Source organism: Bradyrhizobium sp. HKCCYLS20291 (assembly GCF_051167715.1).
GTDB lineage: Bacteria > Pseudomonadota > Alphaproteobacteria > Rhizobiales > Xanthobacteraceae > Bradyrhizobium.
Genome location: NZ_JBNPTO010000001.1, coordinates 846,427 through 861,680, shown reverse-complemented (window position 1 = coordinate 861,680; position 15,254 = coordinate 846,427). Strand labels below are relative to the sequence as shown.

Below are 15,254 nucleotides of genomic sequence, written 5' to 3'. Positions count from 1 at the left end.
CGAAGAGAGCGATATGCGCGCCGAGATCGAAAAAATCGTAGAAGAGATCAAGCAGTCTGTCGGGCTGCTGAGGAGGCATCTTTGGCGTCGAGACATCGACGGCAAGGCTCGCCGAGCTGAACAAGCTCGCCGAGGATCCCAACCTCTGGAACGACCCCCAAAAGGCTCAACGGCTGATGCAGGAGCGAACCTCGCTGGAGGATTCGCTGACTGGCATTGGCAAGGTCGAGCGTGAGCTCAGCGACAACATCGAGATGATTGAGCTCGGCGAAGCCGAGAACGACGCTGGCGTCGTCAAGGAAGCCGAGAACGCGCTCAAGGAACTCAAGAAGGACGTCGCCCGGCGCGAGCTCGAAGCGCTGCTGTCCGGCGAGGCCGACAAGTTCGACACCTATCTCGAGGTTCATGCCGGCGCTGGCGGCACCGAAAGCCAGGACTGGGCGCAGATGCTGCTGCGCATGTACACGCGCTGGGCCGAGACCCACGGCTTCAAGGTCGAGTATCTCGAAGAATCGCTGGGTGAAGAGGCCGGCATCAAGTCGGCGACCATCCAGATCTCCGGCCACAACGCCTATGGCTGGCTGAAGACGGAAGCCGGCGTGCATCGGCTGGTCCGCATCTCGCCGTTCGATTCGAATGCGCGCCGCCACACTTCGTTCTCGTCGGTGCAGATTTTCCCGGTCATCGACGACTCGATCAAGATCGACATCAAGGAGTCCGACGTCCGCGTCGATACCATGCGCTCCGGCGGCGCCGGCGGCCAGCACGTCAACAAGACCGAATCGGCGGTGCGGCTGACGCATATTCCGACCGGTGTTGCGGTGGTCTGTCAGGCCGGCCGCTCCCAGCACAAGAACCGCGCGCAGGCGTGGGACATGCTGCGTGCGCGGCTGTACGAGATCGAGTTGAAGAAGCGCGAGGAGAAGGCGGCCGCCGACCAGGCTGCGAAGACCGAGATCGGCTGGGGCCACCAGATTCGCTCCTACGTCCTGCAGCCGTATCAGATGGTGAAGGACCTGCGCACGGGCGTGCAGACGTCCGATACCTCGGGCGTGCTCGACGGCGATCTCGACGAGTTCATGGCCGCCACCTTGGCGCAGCGTGCCTTCGGCACCACGCCGGGGGCCGTGATCGACGACGTGGACTGAGCGGTGGCGCGCGTCGCCTTCATCGGGCTCGGACGCATGGGCCATGGCATGGCTGGTCGTTACCTCGACGCCGGCTATTCCGTCGCGGTGTGGAATCGCAGCCAGGCGAAGGCCGACGATCTGATCGCCCGTGGCGCACGCTGGTCGACCTCTCCGGCCGATGCGGCGATCGATGCTGATGCGGTCGTCACCATGGTCGCCGATGACGAGGCGTCGCGCGCGGTCTGGCTCGGGCCGGACGGCGCTGCGGCGACCATGCGAGTCGGCATCATTGCGATCGAATGCTCGACCGTGTCGCGCGACCATGCGCTGCGGCTGTCGCGCGACTTGAACGCGCGTGGCGTGATCTATCTCGACTGTCCGGTAACCGGACTGCCCGATGCGGCGGCGAGCGGCAAGCTCACGCTGCTGGTCGGCGCCGATGCCGCCGATCTCGAGCGCGCGCGGCCGTATCTGACGCCGATCGGTTCGACCATTCGTCATTTCGGGCCGGTCGGCGCGGGCACGGTCTACAAGCTGATCAACAATCTGCTCGGCGCGATGCAGATCGCCGGCCTCGCCGAGGGGCTCGCGATCGCCGAGCAGGCCGGCCTCGATATGAACCTCGTGCTGGAAGCGATCCAAGGCGGCGTTGCGGCCAGTCCGCAAGTGCTGCGGCATGCGCCGCGCATGATCGCGCGCAACTTCGCCGATGCGAGCTTCACCGCCGCGCTGCGCCACAAGGATGCGGCCTACGCATTGCGGCTGGCGGAAGAGCTGCTCGGCGATCGTCCCGTCATGGCCCAGGCCGCCGTCGATGCCTATGCGCGGGCGAAGGCCGCGATGCCCGACGACGACGAGGGCCGCATGATCGAACTGGTCTCGCGGCCGAGAGGCTCGCCCTAGCCGTCGCACTCCGATGGCGCAAAACGGGTGGACGGCTCCTTGTATCGCCTGCAACGTTCCTCCGCAGATGAACAGGCGGTTGCGATAATGACCTCTCCGAACGACGGCATGGATGCGCGGGATTGGTCGCTGCTCGGTCTGCTGTCGCTGTTGTGGAGCGGCTCCTTCATCTTCAACGGCCTAGCCTTGAAGGAACTGCCGCCGCTGACGCTCGTGCTCCTGCGGATCGTCTTGGCGGCCGCGATCCTGCTGCCGATCTTGCGCTGGCGCGGGCTCGGCCTTCCCAAGGGCATTGCCGGCTGGTGGCCCTATGTCGCGGTCGCGCTGTTCAACAATGTCGTGCCGTTCTGTCTGATCGTCATCGGCCAGACCTACATCACGTCGGGTCTTGCAGCGGTTCTGAATGCCACCACGCCGCTGTTCACGATCGTGGTGATGGCCGTGGCCGGCGAGGAGAGGCTCTCGGCACGCCGGATCGCCGGCCTGATCGTGGGCCTGGTGGGCGTCGCAGTCCTGAGGGGCGGAGCGGGACTTGATGCCTCCGGTGGCGGCATCGGCATTCTGTTCGGTCTCGGTGCGTGCTTCAGCTATGGCATCGCCGCGCTGCTGGTGCGGCGTCATCTCGCCAACTCGCCGCCGCTTGCCACCGCCACCTTTCAACTGTCCGCCTCGAGCGTGATGATGCTCGTGATCGCCGGGTTGGTCGACCGGCCGTGGTCCTTGCCGATGCCCGGGCCGCAGACCTGGCTCGCGATAGCTGCGCTCGCGACGCTGTCGACGGCCTTCGCCTACATCGTGTTCTTTCAGGTCATGCGTCGCTCCGGTGCCACCAATGTGACCTTGGTGACGCTGCTGATTCCCGTGACGACGATCCTGCTTGGATCCTTGATCCTCGACGAGACCATTTCGCTGCGGGCGCTCGCTGGTGCGCTCGTGATCGGGAGCGCGTTGCTGGTGATCGACGGACGCATCTTCAACCTGCTGCGCCTCGCGCCGCGCCCGTCCTGACCACTCCTGCTACTTGGTCCCGAACATCCGGTCGCCGGCATCGCCGAGGCCCGGCACGATATAGGCGTGGTCGTTCAGTCTCTCGTCGATCGCCGCGGTCCAGATCGGGATATCCGGATGCTCCTTCTCGAACTGCGCGATGCCCTCCGGCGCGGCCAGCAGGCAGACGAAGCGGATGTCGCGCGCGCCGCGTGCCTTCAAGAGCTCGGCCGCGGCGCAGGCCGAATTGCCGGTTGCGAGCATCGGGTCCATCAGGATCACGGTGCGGTCGGTCAGGTCCTGCGGCGCCTTGAAGTAGTACTCGACCGCCTGCAGCGTCTTCGGATCCCGGTAGAGCCCGATATGGGCGATGCGCGCCGACGGCATCAAGGCCAGCATGCCGTCGAGAAAGCCCACGCCGGCGCGCAGGATCGGCGCCAGGGTGAGCTTCTTGCCGGCGATCTTGGGCGCCTTCATCGGCGCGATCGGCGTCTCGATGTCGACCAGCTCGAGCGGCAAATCGCGGGTGACCTCGTAGGCCAGCAGCATCCCGATCTCGTTCAGGAGCTCGCGAAAACCCTTGGTGGAGCGGTCGCGCTCGCGCATCAGGGAGAGCTTGTGCTGCACCAGCGGGTGGTCGACGACGTGGACTTGGCTGTTTGTCATGATCTCGGGTCTGGCAGGATTTCGGGTGATGGATCGGGGTTGATGTGCATCACGGCAGCACCTCGCGGCGATCGGCCAACATCGCCTCGGCCTGGCTTCGCCGCTCCAACAGGAGGCCGGCGCCGGCGTCCTGGATCAGGTTCAGCAGCACCTGCGCATCGCTGAGCCGCGGCACGGTCACGTAGTCCGCCCCGGCGTCGTAGAGGTCGCGGACATCGGCGAGCAGGTCGGCGGTCGCGACGATCTTGGCTGACGCGTTGATGCTGCGGACGTGCCGCACCAGCTTCTCGTTGTTGGCGCCCTTGAGCAGCGAGTCCGGAATGCTCAGGATGATCAGCTCGGCCTGGCCGACCCCGGCATGCACCAGCGTGTCGACATTGCTGATGTCGCCATAGGTCACCTGGATGCCGCGATCGGACAGGGTCCGGAACACCACCGGATTGAAATCGACCACGCCGATCTGCTCCAGCAGCCCTGGCTGGTTGCGCTCGATCTCGCTGAGCAGGGCGCTCGCGGTCCGGAAGAAGCCGAGCAGCACGATCGGCCGTCCGGCCGCGTGGCCGCCCTCGTGGCCGGCCTCGCCGTCCTTGGCGGTGTCCAGGTCGCGCAGGGCGACGCGCTTCAGCAGCGGGATGCTCCGGCGCACGATCGGATCGGAGCGCACGATCACGAAGGTCGAGAGCACCGCGAGCAGCACGAAAGCGAAAGATGCCGCCGCCGAGGTGCCGTTCTTGAGATGTCCGGCGGCCGCGCCGGTCTGGATCACCACCAGTGAGAACTCGCTGATCTGGGCGAGGTTGAGCGCCGGCAACAGGCTCGCGCGCAGGCCCTGCCGCATCATGTAGAGCGGCGTGAAGGTGGTGACGAGCCGGCTCGCGATCGTGAACAGCGCGATCACCAGCGCCAGCCCGACCACGGACATGGTCGGGATCGGGATGGTCATGCCGAGCGCGACGAAGAACAGCGTGATGAAGAAATCGCGCAACGTCGTGACCTTGGCGGTGACGTCGAGCGCGTAAGGGAAGGTCGAGAGCGATACGCCGGCGATCAGCGAGCCCATCTCACGCGACAGATGCAGCCGTTCGGCGATCTCGCCGATCAGGAAGCACCAGGCGAGCGCGCCGAGCAGGATCAGCTCCGGGGTGCGCGCGATGCGGTGGAACACCGGCGGCAGCACGTAGCGGCTGAGCAGCAGCGCGATCGCGACCAGCGCGCCGGCGCGGGCGAACGACAGCAGGATGACGCTGAAATGCAGGTCGTCGAGGCTCGGCTGCACCGCCAGGAACAGGATCGCGAACACGTCCTGCAGCACCAGCACGCCGAGCGTGATGCGGCCGGGCAGGGTGTCGAGCTCGCGCTTCTCGTACAGCACCTTGACGATGATGACGGTCGAGGACAGCGCGCAGGCGACGCAAAGATAGAGCGCGTCGTAGCTCTCCGCGCCCATCCGCATGCCGATCGCGACGAAGAACAGGATGCCGAGCGCGGCGCCGCCGAGCAGCTGGACGCCGCCGGCGATCAGAATCACCGGGCCGGCGCGGATGATCTTCTTCAGGTCGATTTCCAGCCCGATCATGAACAGCATGAAGATCAGGCCGAGCTCCGAGATCACCGAGATCGATTCCTGGGACTTGACCCAGCCGGTGCCGAAGGGGCCAATGGCGAAGCCCGCGACCAGATAAGCGAGAATCGAGGGCTGGCGCCAGCGGTGCGCCGCCAGTCCAAGCACCCACGCAAACAGGATGCAGAGCGTGATGTCGCCGATCAGTTCATGCATGAAGCAACCCCCGGGGCGGCAACTTATGTCGCGCCGCGGCGCAAGGAAACCCGCAATCTGTCACATCGGGATCGCGGTGCTGGCGCTGCTGCTCGCAGGGAGCGAGGGGCGGGCGGCCGACAGCCTGACCACGACGTTTGCGAGCTCGCTGACCGCGGTTCCGGCGGAGGTTGCGATCGTGAGCGGCGCGGTCTACGTCCCGGTCTATTCCAGCGTCGCCATGAATCCGGGCAAGGTGCAGGCCGATTTCTCGGTCACCTTGAGCATCCACAATGCCTCCGAGCAGCGGCCGCTGATCGTCCGGCGGATCAACTATTTCGACACGGCCGGCGCGCTGGTCGAAGCCCATCTGCGCGAGCCGGTGGCGCTGAAGCCGTTCGCCACCGTCGAGATCTTCGTGCCGACGAAGGATACGCGTGGCGGCACCGGCGCCAATTTCGTCGTCGACTGGGCGGCGACCGGCGAGATCGCCGAGCCCGTCGTCGAGGCGCTGATGGTCGGCGGCATCGGCGCCGGCCACTATGCCTTCATCAGCCAGGGCCGCCCGATCCGCCTGACCGGGCGCTGAACGCGCGGCCGGCCTCAGGCCGCCCGCACATTGTCGAGGAACTTGCCGACTTCCTGGCGCAGCCGGTCGCTCTCCTGCGACAGCGACTGCGCCGCCGACAGCACCCCGCCGGAGGCGGAGCCGGTTTGCGAGGCGCCGCGCTGGACGTCGACGATATTGGTGTTGACCTCGGAGGTGCCGCGCGACGCCTCCTGGATGTTGCGCGAAATCTCCTGCGTCGCTGCCCCCTGCTGCTCGACAGCGGCGGCGATCGTCGAGGATATCTCCGACAGCCGCTCGATGGTCGTGCTGATGTCCTTGATGGCCACGACCGATTCCTGGGTGGCCGCCTGAATGCCGGAGATCTGCTGTGCGATCTCGCCGGTCGCTTTGGACGTTTGCTCCGCCAGCGCCTTGACCTCGGACGCCACCACCGCGAAGCCGCGGCCGGCATCGCCGGCACGCGCCGCCTCGATCGTGGCGTTCAGCGCCAGCAGATTGGTCTGTCCGGCGATCGTATTGATCAGCTCGACGACGTCGCCGATCCGCGCCGCCGCCTTGGACAGCTCGTTGACGCGGTCGTTGGTGACGCGAGCCTGGTCGACGGCGCCGGAGGCGATCCGCGCCGATTCCTGCACCTGACGGCTGATCTCGGTGACCGACGAGGTCAGCTCCTCGGTCGCCGAGGCGACCGACTGCACGTTCGTCGAGGCCTGTTCGGACGCCGCGGCCACGGTGGTGGCCAGCTCCTGAGAGCGCGATGCCGTGGAGGAGAGCGTGCCGGCGGAGGTCTCGAGCTGCGACGAGGCCGTCGACACCGTCTGCACGATGCCGCCGATCGCGCCTTCGAACTCGCTGGCGAGCTTGCTCATCTCGGCCTTGCGCTTGACCTCGCCGGCACGCTGGATCGCCTTCACTTCCTCGCTGTTGAAACGGATGATCGCCTGCACGGTCCGGAGGTTGCGCAGCGCCTCGCCGAGCTCGTCGTCGCGCTCCACCGGGATGCGGTTGTCGAGCTTGCCCTCGGTGATGTTCTGCATCGAGTCATTGAGCACCTTGAGCGGTCGCAACACTGCGCGAATGGTCTGCACGCTGAACAGGGCGCCGATTGCGAGACCGGCCAGGATCATCAATGCGACGACCGCAAGCACGGCGTGGTACTGGCTTTCGGCTGCCTCGTAGAGTGCCTTGCCTTCCTTCACCTGGATGGCAACGAGCTTGTCGAGCTCGTGCTTGGCGGCCTCGAACAGATCGTGGCCCTTGGTGGCGATGTGTTGGCTGGCCTCGTCGAACTTGCCTTGCTCGAGCAGGACCAGGCCCGGCCTGATGCCTTCCTCGAGATAGGCCTTGCGCCTGATCGCGTACGCATCGGCGACGGCCTTCTCCTCCGGCGTCAGGTAGCTCGCCATGTAGTCGGCCCAGACCTTGGAAATCCTTTCACTGTTTCCGTCCACGAACGCCCTGATGCCGGCGATCGATTTTCCCGCCTTGCCGTTCGCCGCTGCTGATTGTTGCGACGACATGTTCTGCAGGGTGCGATCGTTGATCTCGAACAATTGCGCCAGCGGAATCGTGCGGTCCTCGTACAGCGACCTCATGCTTGCGTCGGACGATCGCGTCGACAGCAGGCCGGCGGCGCCGATGATCAGCATGAAAACGCCCAGCACCGCGGCCAGTGTCGTCAGGCGGGCTTTCAGCGTGCCGGTGAAGAACGACAGGCGATCGAACATCGAGCGGCGGCGGATGATGCCGGCGCTGATCGCGTAGTCCTGCGCCTTGTTCTGGTTGAGCAGCCCATAGACCTTCTCGGCCTCGGCGCGCTGGTCGGCCGGCAGCTTGGTGCGGATCGAGGTGTAGCCGGTGATCTCGCCGTTCTCGCGGGTCGCTGACGCCGTGGCAAGAACCCAATAGAAGTCGCCGTTCTTGCGGCGGTTCTTGACCGCGCCGGCCCACGGTTTGCCCTGCTTCAGCGTGTCCCAGAGATTTTCGAACGCCGCGGCGGGCATGTCGGGATGGCGGATGATGTTGTGCGGCTGGCCCATCAGTTCGTCGGAGGTAAAGCCGGCAGCATCGACGAACTGGTCGTTGAAGTAGGTCAGCTTGCCCTTGAGATCGGTGCGCGAGACGATCAGCGTCTCGTCGGTGATCGGGTATTCGTTTCGGGTGACGGGCAGATTCTGGCGCACGGGATGAAACTCCATTTGTCCCTGCTTGCACGCGAAGGGCGGATGCAGGCGGTCATTTTAGTGCTAGGAGGGCCGTCTCCCGTTAAAGGTTGCGTAAAATCTGGGCACGTATGATTACGTATCGGGCAGGCGGTTGGCGCCTCGCCGACAGGTGCTCGCCGGACCTAAGCTCTTGACAATGCGTACGGAAAAACCTCCCGCGGCGCGCAAGCACCCGGGTTGATCGCAGCGCGCCCGCGACACGAGGGCGCAGGGAATGCCGGGTGAGGGCCTCACCCATGGCCCGCCTGCAGACAAGAAAGCAGGCGGCAGTCACCACAGGTTCAGCCGATCGACCCGGCATTCCCCGCGCGGCTGGTTTTAACGGCTTATACGCGATCTCCCCGGGGACCGGGCTTTCTTGCCCCCGTCATCAGCGCCGTGCGTCAGCACCGGCTCGGACTTAACCTCAGCGTCGGGAGGTCAGGACCACGCGACTTCGCCGTCCGCGCAGCCATGCCCGTCGAGCACAGCCGCCGCGTCCACCGCATCCCACCCCAACGTCCGTGACGACGCGTACGCCCCTCGCAACGAGGCGGGATGGGCGGATCATACACGAATTCTGGAAAAGCGAAAGAGAAAAGTTCGCGGCAGTCCCGCGCGATCAGGCCTTGGGCGAGAGACTGCCTGTCAGCGTCGCAGGGCCCGACTGTGGGAACGCTGCGCGGTTCAATGCGCGCCCCCGCCTACGATGGCTTTCCTGCCCGCATGATGCTAAAAACCGGCCGAGAATCCTGCTGACGGAGCCGTCGTCTCCGTGTTCGCCGTGAACAGGGACGGATCAACGCATGAGCACCGGAAACGGCAGACGATGGATCTGGATGGGCGGCGCCGTTGCGGCGTTCGTCGCGGCGGGCCTGGTCATCGCCTTGGCCTCGACCATGGGTCTCGACCTCTCTTTCTTCAAGCGTGAGCAGACGGCTGCGCGCCAGGACGGGGCTGCGGCGCCGGCGGCTGCCGGGAGCGCGGCGCCGACGCCTGCGGCTCCGCAGCGCGCCGCGACGGCGGAGCAGGGGGCGGCAGACAAGGGCGGCGCGAGCCAGGCTGCGGCTGCGCTCGCGACGGCACAGCAACAGGCCAGCGGCTTGGCTGCGCTGCTGGCGCCGGTGACCCCGCCGGCGGCTTCCGGCGACGAGCCGTCGTTCGATGTGGTCAGCGTTGAGCCGACGGGCGAGACCGTCGTCGCGGGCCGTGCGGCTCCCGGCGCCACCGTCGAGCTGCTGCGCAACGGCGAGCCGCATGCGCGGGTGGTGGCCGATCGCGCAGGCCAGTTCTCGATGGTGCCATCGCCGCTGCCCGCCGGCACGTTCGAGCTGACCCTGCGGGCGCGGCAGCCGGATGGCCGCGAGCTGTCGTCCAAGCAGAGCGTGGCCGTCGTGGTCGAGGCCGGCAAGCGGCCGGCCACCGTCGCTGTCATCGCGCCCGACCAGCCGACGCGCGTGCTGTCGAAGCCGGCGTCATCCGCGCCGCTGGCGGTCGCGGTGGAGGCCGTCGATTTCGAGCCCAACGGCCATCTGCGCGTCAGCGGCCGCGCCAAGCCTGGCGCGACCGTCAGGATCTACGTCAACGACCGCCTCGTCAGCTCGGCTTTGGCCGGCACCGACGGGCGCGTCACCGCGACCATCAAGGATGCCGCCTGGGCGGGCAAGGACCGGCTGCGGCTCGACGAGGTGGACGCCAAGACGGGCACCGTTCAGGCCCGCGCCGAGGTGCCGTTGAACGTGCCGGAGGCCCTGACCACGGCCTCGCTGCCTGCGGCCGCGGCCCAAGGCAGTGGCGCTGCCGGCGCGCGCACGCAGCTTGCATCGGCGTCGCCAGGCGACCTCAAGGACGTGGCGGCGTCACCCGCCCGGCGCGGCGTCAGGACGATCACGGTCTCGCGCGGCGACAGCTTGTGGCACATCAGCCAGCGCCTGCTCGGCGAAGGCACCCGCTATGCGGTCATCTACCGCGCCAACCGCGAGCAGATCCGCCGGCCCGATCTGATCTATCCTGGCCAGGTGTTCGTGCTGCCGGCGAAGCGGTAGGCGGTGGGCTTGAAGCTCTCTGTCGAGATGACGACTGCGGAGTCTCGCGCTTATCGGTGTTTTGCGAACAGCACTCGCTGAGCGGCGTTGATCGAACTCTCGGCCAGATCGACCTCACGCTTCGAGGACGGCAGATCCTGGCGTCTCGATTGGTAGTTGAAGTAGAGCGTACCATGAATCCCATTGACGTCGCGCTTGAGGATCGGGCGCTGCCAGATCGCGCCGAGAACGAAGTCCGCATGGGCTTCGCCCACGCGCTGAACGAAGTCCTCCGCGATTTCCATGTCATGATCACCGGGTGGAAATATCTGATAAAATTCGTCCTCGGTGGCCTGAAACACACTGAACGTGGCGTTGTCAGCGCCGTCGATGATCTGAATGTTTCTCCATTCTGAACGCGCGCCATAAATATCGAGCCCCAGCAAGATTCCGCGCTCTGTGAGCAAGGAAAGGCAGTCAGGACTGATCTCGAGACCTTCGTTGGTTTCCTGCAAGACCAAACTGACGAACAGGTACGGTCGATATTTTCCGAGGCTGCGCCAGATCGACAGGTCCTGACTCAGCGGCGAAAGGATTTCCTCGACCTGTGCGTCAAGATCTCCAGGCGCGCGACGCTCCGCACGCACGATCCAACTGCCGGTTTTGGCGATCCGTCCGCCGCGGATCACATCGCCCTTGCTGGCGCATGTTGAAGGCGTCCCGCCGAGAAGGGCAGTCAACGCGCCGGGGTTGAGATCATCGCCGGAAAACCTCAGGGACGTGTGCGTTTCTGAAATCCTCGTCATTGATCCAACTTTGCCTCGCCACGATTTGCCCACTATGACAAATGGCCGAGACGTTCGCACTGCAAAGCTAACTCAGCAATTCGCAAGCTAGCTCTCCCAGCCGCTCGACGCTGCGCTCGATCCGCGCATCCCAGTCATGGCTGCAGCTCAGCCGCAGGCAGTTGATCACGGCAGTCCATCATCCGTCATTGCGAGCGAAGCGGCGAAGCGAAGCAATCCAGGGCTGCGCTCGCGACTCTGGATTGCTTCGTCGCTTTGCTCCTCGCAATGACGGTGTCTCAAGATGAACCTTCCGTCTCAGCCGGAGCGATCACGTTCTGGTCCTCCAAACCGATCGCCTGACCCGCCGCGATTGCGATACGATCATCTCAAATGTCACTCACGAGGTTTCCATGCACGATCTCACCCGCTGCGTTCAGCATCCTGTCGTGTCCCAAGATGGCTTCAAGTCGCTGGCGGTGCCGACCCATCGCGCCTCGACGATCGTCTATGACGATCCGCAGGATTTTGCACGGCGCGCCGAACGCGGGTTCGACGGCTACACCTATGGCCTGCACGGCACGCCGACGACGCGGACCCTGGAGGCGCAGATCACAGCGCTGCATGGCGGCGAGCGCACCGTGCTGGTTCCATCAGGACAGGCTGCGGTCGCGATCACGATGCTCGCCGTGCTCAAGCCGGGCGACAAGGTGCTGATTCCCGATCACGTCTATCCGCCGGTGCGTGAGCTCTGCGCCGACTATCTCGCCTCGCGCGGCATTGCGCATGCGGTCTATGATCCGCTGATCGGCGGCGGTATCGCCGATCTCATCGACGCGAGCACGAAGCTGATCTGGCTGGAATCGCCGGGATCGGGAACGATGGAGGTGCAGGACGTGCCCGCCATCATCAGGGCGGCCAAGGCGCGAGGCGTGCTTACCGGCTGCGACAACACCTGGGCCAGTCCGCTGCTGTTCAAGCCGCTGGCGCACGGCGTCGACTTCGCGGTGGAGGCGCTGACGAAATATGTCGGCGGGCATTCCGACCTGCTGCTCGGCTCCATCACCGTCAAGGATCTCGCGTTGCGCAAGGCGCTGAAGGATGTGCTGGGCGTGCTCGGCATCGGCGTGTCGCCCGACGAGGCGGCGTTGGCGCTACGCGGTATCGAGACGATGGGCGTGCGGATGGCGCATAGCGGCCGCGTCGCGCGCGAGTTTGCCGAGCGGCTGCAAGCTGCGCCGGCGGTCGCGCGGGTGCTGCACCCGGCGCTGCCGTCCTGTGGGGGGCACGAGGTGTTTGCACGCGACTTCTCCGGCGCGAGCGCGGTGTTCAGCGTCGTCATCCGGCCGGAGTTTTCCGCGCGAATCTATTCCGCGCTCGGGCATCTCAGCCTTTTCGCGATCGGCGCTTCCTGGGGCGGCACCCACAGCCTGATCGTGCCGATGGACGTCATGACCGACCGCACGGTGCGGCCATGGAATGCGGCGGAAGGATTGGTGCGGCTCAGCATCGGCCTGGAAGAGCCGGGCGAGCTGTGGGAGGACCTGTCGCGGTTCCTGGATGCGCTGGTGGCTTAGAGCACTCAGCGAGGTAGCACTTCGAGGCCGAACCTCTCTCCTCGCTGTCATTCCGGGGCGCGCGTAGCGCGAGCCCGGAATCCATACTCACAGGCCGTAGTGGGGAGAGCGAGATGGCGGAACATCGATCGAGCTCCCTCACACCCGTTCGTGGTTATGGATTCCGGGCTCGCGCTGCGCGCGCCCCGGAATGACGGTTGGAGAAAGTCGGGCTCAAACGAAGCTTATTCGTCGCGTGATGGCCCGGCTTCAGCAGGACTGCAGCTGATAGCTAACCCGCACTCAGCCTTACGCCGGCGCGGAGGAATTTCTGCGGGTCGACGGCTTCGCCGTCGATGCGGGTCTCGTAGTGCAGATGCGGGCCGGTCGAGCGTCCGGTCGAGCCGACCTCGCCGATGATGTCGCCGATCTTCACCTGCTGGCCGATCTTGACGTTGATCTCCGAGAGATGGCCGTAGCGCGTCGACAGGCCGTTGCCGTGATCGACCTCGACCATGCGGCCATAGCCGCCGGACCAGCCGGCATTGACCACCTTGCCATTGGCGGTGACACGGACGGGATCGCCGGTGGCGGCGCGGAAATCGAGGCCGGTATGCATGGCCGGGCGGCCGAGGAACGGATCCGAGCGCACGCCGAAGCCCGAGGTGAACTCGACCTCGCCGATGACAGGCTTGCGATACGGCACCAGCGACAGCGTCCGGTTCATCTTGTCGACCTGGGCGCGGGTGATGTTGATGCGGTAGAGCTGGCGCTCGAACGGGCCGGATTCGGCGCCGAGCTTGACCGGCACGAACGGGCCGCCCATGGCCCCCTTCGGCGTCGCGGCTTCGAGCTGGCCCATGTCGAGGCCGAGATCGGTGATCACGCCGCGCATTCGCCGCAGCTTCGATTCCAGCGTCTCCTCGGCCGAGGCCAGCATCGCGACCTGCCGCGCCTCGACCTGATCGAGCGAGCGCGTCAGCCGCGTCAGCACGTTGTCGACGCCGGCGAGCTTGGTGGACTGGCTCGGCTGCACATTGGCCATGACGGGGCTGCGCGATTCGAGCCGGGCCTCGCGGTCCGGCGGCGCGGTGAAGATCACGGTGTCGCTGATCGGCGACGGTTTCGGCGTTGATGGCGCCGAGGGTGGCTCGATCGCCGGGCCACGGGCCGGCGCGCGGATCGAGCCGGTGATGTCGGGCATGCTGCCGAGCGCGGTGGCGCGGCCTTCGAGCGCGGTCTGCCGCTTCAGGATCTGGTCGAGCTTCTGATCGAACTGCTCCTGGTCGAGGAGCTGGCGGCTGGTGGCGCGGTCGACCTTGGCGCGCAACTCGGCGATGCGGTCCTCATAGGCGTATTGCATCTCGGCCTGGCGCGCGATCAGCCGGGTCAGCACGTCGTCGCGGAACGCGAAATAGGTCGCGGTCGCCGCCGACCACGCGCCGAGCAGGCTGACCGTGCCGACCACGATCCAGAACACGACCGGGCCGATGCGCACCTGCTTGCCGGCATGCACCAGCGTGTAGTCGCTCTGCGACGCGGCGGCGGCCGGAGCAGGGGCCGGATGAGGCGCGGGCGCGCGCCGATGATGATGGCCATGCCCGCGGTCATGAGAATGGTGCTGGGGATAGTCGGCGTGATGGCCGGAACGATGCGACATCGGCACTCCCGCGCCGGCTGGAGCTCGTTACGTCCAGCGGCGTCATTTACGGGAGGGATTTGACCCCTGCATGGTTAATTTTTCCCCAACACCCCGCCGCGTGTTTCTACAGGTCGCGCGCGGCCGCCAGCACCGTATCGGCATGACCATCGACCTTGACGTTGCGCCAGACCTTGGCGACGCGGCCGTCGGCGCCGATCAGGACCGTGCTCCTGATGATGCCGAGAAACTTGCGGCCATAGAGCGACTTCTCGCCCCACGCGCCATACGCCTCGAGCATGCCGTGGGTCTCGTCGGAGATCAGCGGCACGGCGAGATCGTGCTTGTCGCGGAAATTGTCCTGCGCCTTGACCGAATCGGCTGACACGCCGAGCACCGCCGTGCCCGTGGCCGCGAAGTCCTTCGACAGCCGGGTGAAGTCGATCGCCTCCTTGGTGCAGCCGGGGGTGTTGGCCTTGGGATAGAAGAACAGCACGAGCTTCTTGCCGGCATAGTCGGCGAGCGAAACGGTTCCGCCGCCATCGCGCGGCAGCTTGAAGGCCGGCGCCTTGGCGCCGTCGGCAAGTCCGGTTCCCGGCGCGGCCGGAGCGGTCTTCGCCGCTTTTGCCGTGGGTTTGCCAGTGGCCGGCTTTGCAACTGCAGCCTTGGTGGTCACGGACTTTGCGGCCTTGGTGGTGGTCTTCTTGGCCGGCTTCGCCGTTGTCGGCTTGCTGGTCTTCTTGGCCGCCTTGCTGGCCGCCATGGCGAGGCGGTTCCCGGCGGCTGCTCCGTAGGACGCCGGGTTGGAGGATTTCTTCCGTGATTCCTTTGACATACGCCTTCCTTTCGTCGCTTTCAGCGGCTCAAAAATGAAACCATCTCGGTTCTTGTCCGGTGTCCCGGGATCGATCCTGCATCCGTGGTCCGGCGCGCCGGAGGCCATGCCTCTTGCGATGGCCGGACAATCATGGGTACCCAGCACGCGTGAGTACCAAAGCCATGACGACTCTCGTACCATCTCCGGATCAGACGT

At 66.0% G+C, this 15,254-nt stretch carries 12 protein-coding genes; 6 read left to right on the top strand and 6 right to left on the bottom strand.

Features of this window, described 5'->3' with window-relative positions; genetic code table 11:
* The first annotated feature begins 13 nt into the window (after window positions 1–13).
* The 3 genes from prfB (at window position 14) to ACQR07_RS03965 (ending at window position 3,041) form a co-directional block, all read left to right on the top strand.
* A protein-coding gene (prfB, locus tag ACQR07_RS03975) for a peptide chain release factor 2 (protein ID WP_434901018.1) occupies window positions 14–1,148 on the top strand; the annotation gives its coding sequence in 2 pieces (ribosomal slippage) (window positions 14–82 and window positions 84–1,148; 1,134 coding nt in all).
* 3 nt (window positions 1,149–1,151) lie between these two features.
* Window positions 1,152–2,033 carry an NAD(P)-dependent oxidoreductase gene (locus ACQR07_RS03970; protein ID WP_434901017.1) on the top strand — a complete coding sequence of 294 codons (882 nt, stop codon included), beginning with the start codon at window positions 1,152–1,154 and terminating at the stop codon, window positions 2,031–2,033.
* A gap of 87 nt (window positions 2,034–2,120) precedes the next feature.
* Window positions 2,121–3,041, top strand: a complete 921-nt coding sequence (locus ACQR07_RS03965; RefSeq protein WP_434901016.1) for a DMT family transporter — start codon at window positions 2,121–2,123, stop codon at window positions 3,039–3,041.
* Between the two features lie 9 nt (window positions 3,042–3,050).
* On the opposite strand, the gene upp is transcribed toward ACQR07_RS03965, so the two are convergent.
* Both upp and ACQR07_RS03955 read right to left on the bottom strand, forming a co-directional pair.
* Complete coding sequence (upp, locus tag ACQR07_RS03960; protein ID WP_015666779.1) at window positions 3,051–3,686, bottom strand: uracil phosphoribosyltransferase; 636 nt, start codon at window positions 3,684–3,686, stop codon at window positions 3,051–3,053.
* A gap of 49 nt (window positions 3,687–3,735) precedes the next feature.
* A complete protein-coding gene (locus ACQR07_RS03955) occupies window positions 3,736–5,463 on the bottom strand; it encodes a cation:proton antiporter (RefSeq protein WP_434901015.1) in 1,728 nt (575 codons plus the stop codon).
* Between the two features lie 25 nt (window positions 5,464–5,488).
* On the opposite strand from ACQR07_RS03955, the gene ACQR07_RS03950 reads away from it, so the two are divergent.
* Window positions 5,489–6,031, top strand: coding sequence for a DUF3124 domain-containing protein (locus ACQR07_RS03950; RefSeq protein ID WP_434901064.1), 543 nt, complete (start codon window positions 5,489–5,491; stop codon window positions 6,029–6,031).
* 14 nt (window positions 6,032–6,045) lie between these two features.
* Here the strand turns inward: ACQR07_RS03950 and ACQR07_RS03945 are convergent, their stop codons facing one another.
* Window positions 6,046–8,196, bottom strand: coding sequence for a methyl-accepting chemotaxis protein (locus ACQR07_RS03945; RefSeq protein WP_434901014.1), 2,151 nt, complete (start codon window positions 8,194–8,196; stop codon window positions 6,046–6,048).
* Window positions 8,197–9,023: 827 nt separating this feature from the next.
* Between ACQR07_RS03945 and ACQR07_RS03940 the strand changes: the two genes are divergently transcribed.
* A complete protein-coding gene (locus ACQR07_RS03940) occupies window positions 9,024–10,262 on the top strand; it encodes a LysM peptidoglycan-binding domain-containing protein (RefSeq protein WP_434901013.1) in 1,239 nt (412 codons plus the stop codon).
* A 50-nt stretch (window positions 10,263–10,312) separates the two neighbouring features.
* Here ACQR07_RS03940 and ACQR07_RS03935 read toward each other — a convergent pair whose 3' ends face one another.
* Window positions 10,313–11,047, bottom strand: a complete 735-nt coding sequence (locus tag ACQR07_RS03935) for a DUF4279 domain-containing protein (RefSeq protein WP_434901012.1) — start codon at window positions 11,045–11,047, stop codon at window positions 10,313–10,315.
* Between the two features lie 392 nt (window positions 11,048–11,439).
* Here ACQR07_RS03935 and metC point away from each other — a divergent pair, with 392 nt between their 5' ends.
* Window positions 11,440–12,603 carry a cystathionine beta-lyase gene (gene metC, locus ACQR07_RS03930; protein WP_434901011.1) on the top strand — a complete coding sequence of 388 codons (1,164 nt, stop codon included), beginning with the start codon at window positions 11,440–11,442 and terminating at the stop codon, window positions 12,601–12,603.
* Window positions 12,604–12,874: 271 nt separating this feature from the next.
* Here the strand turns inward: metC and ACQR07_RS03925 are convergent, their stop codons facing one another.
* Together ACQR07_RS03925 and ACQR07_RS03920 are read right to left on the bottom strand one after the other, a co-directional pair.
* Window positions 12,875–14,242, bottom strand: coding sequence for a peptidoglycan DD-metalloendopeptidase family protein (locus ACQR07_RS03925; RefSeq protein ID WP_434901010.1), 1,368 nt, complete (start codon window positions 14,240–14,242; stop codon window positions 12,875–12,877).
* Between the two features lie 106 nt (window positions 14,243–14,348).
* Entirely contained in the window at window positions 14,349–15,056 is a 708-nt protein-coding gene (locus ACQR07_RS03920) for a peroxiredoxin (RefSeq protein ID WP_434901009.1), read from the bottom strand.
* Window positions 15,057–15,254 lie beyond the last annotated feature (198 nt).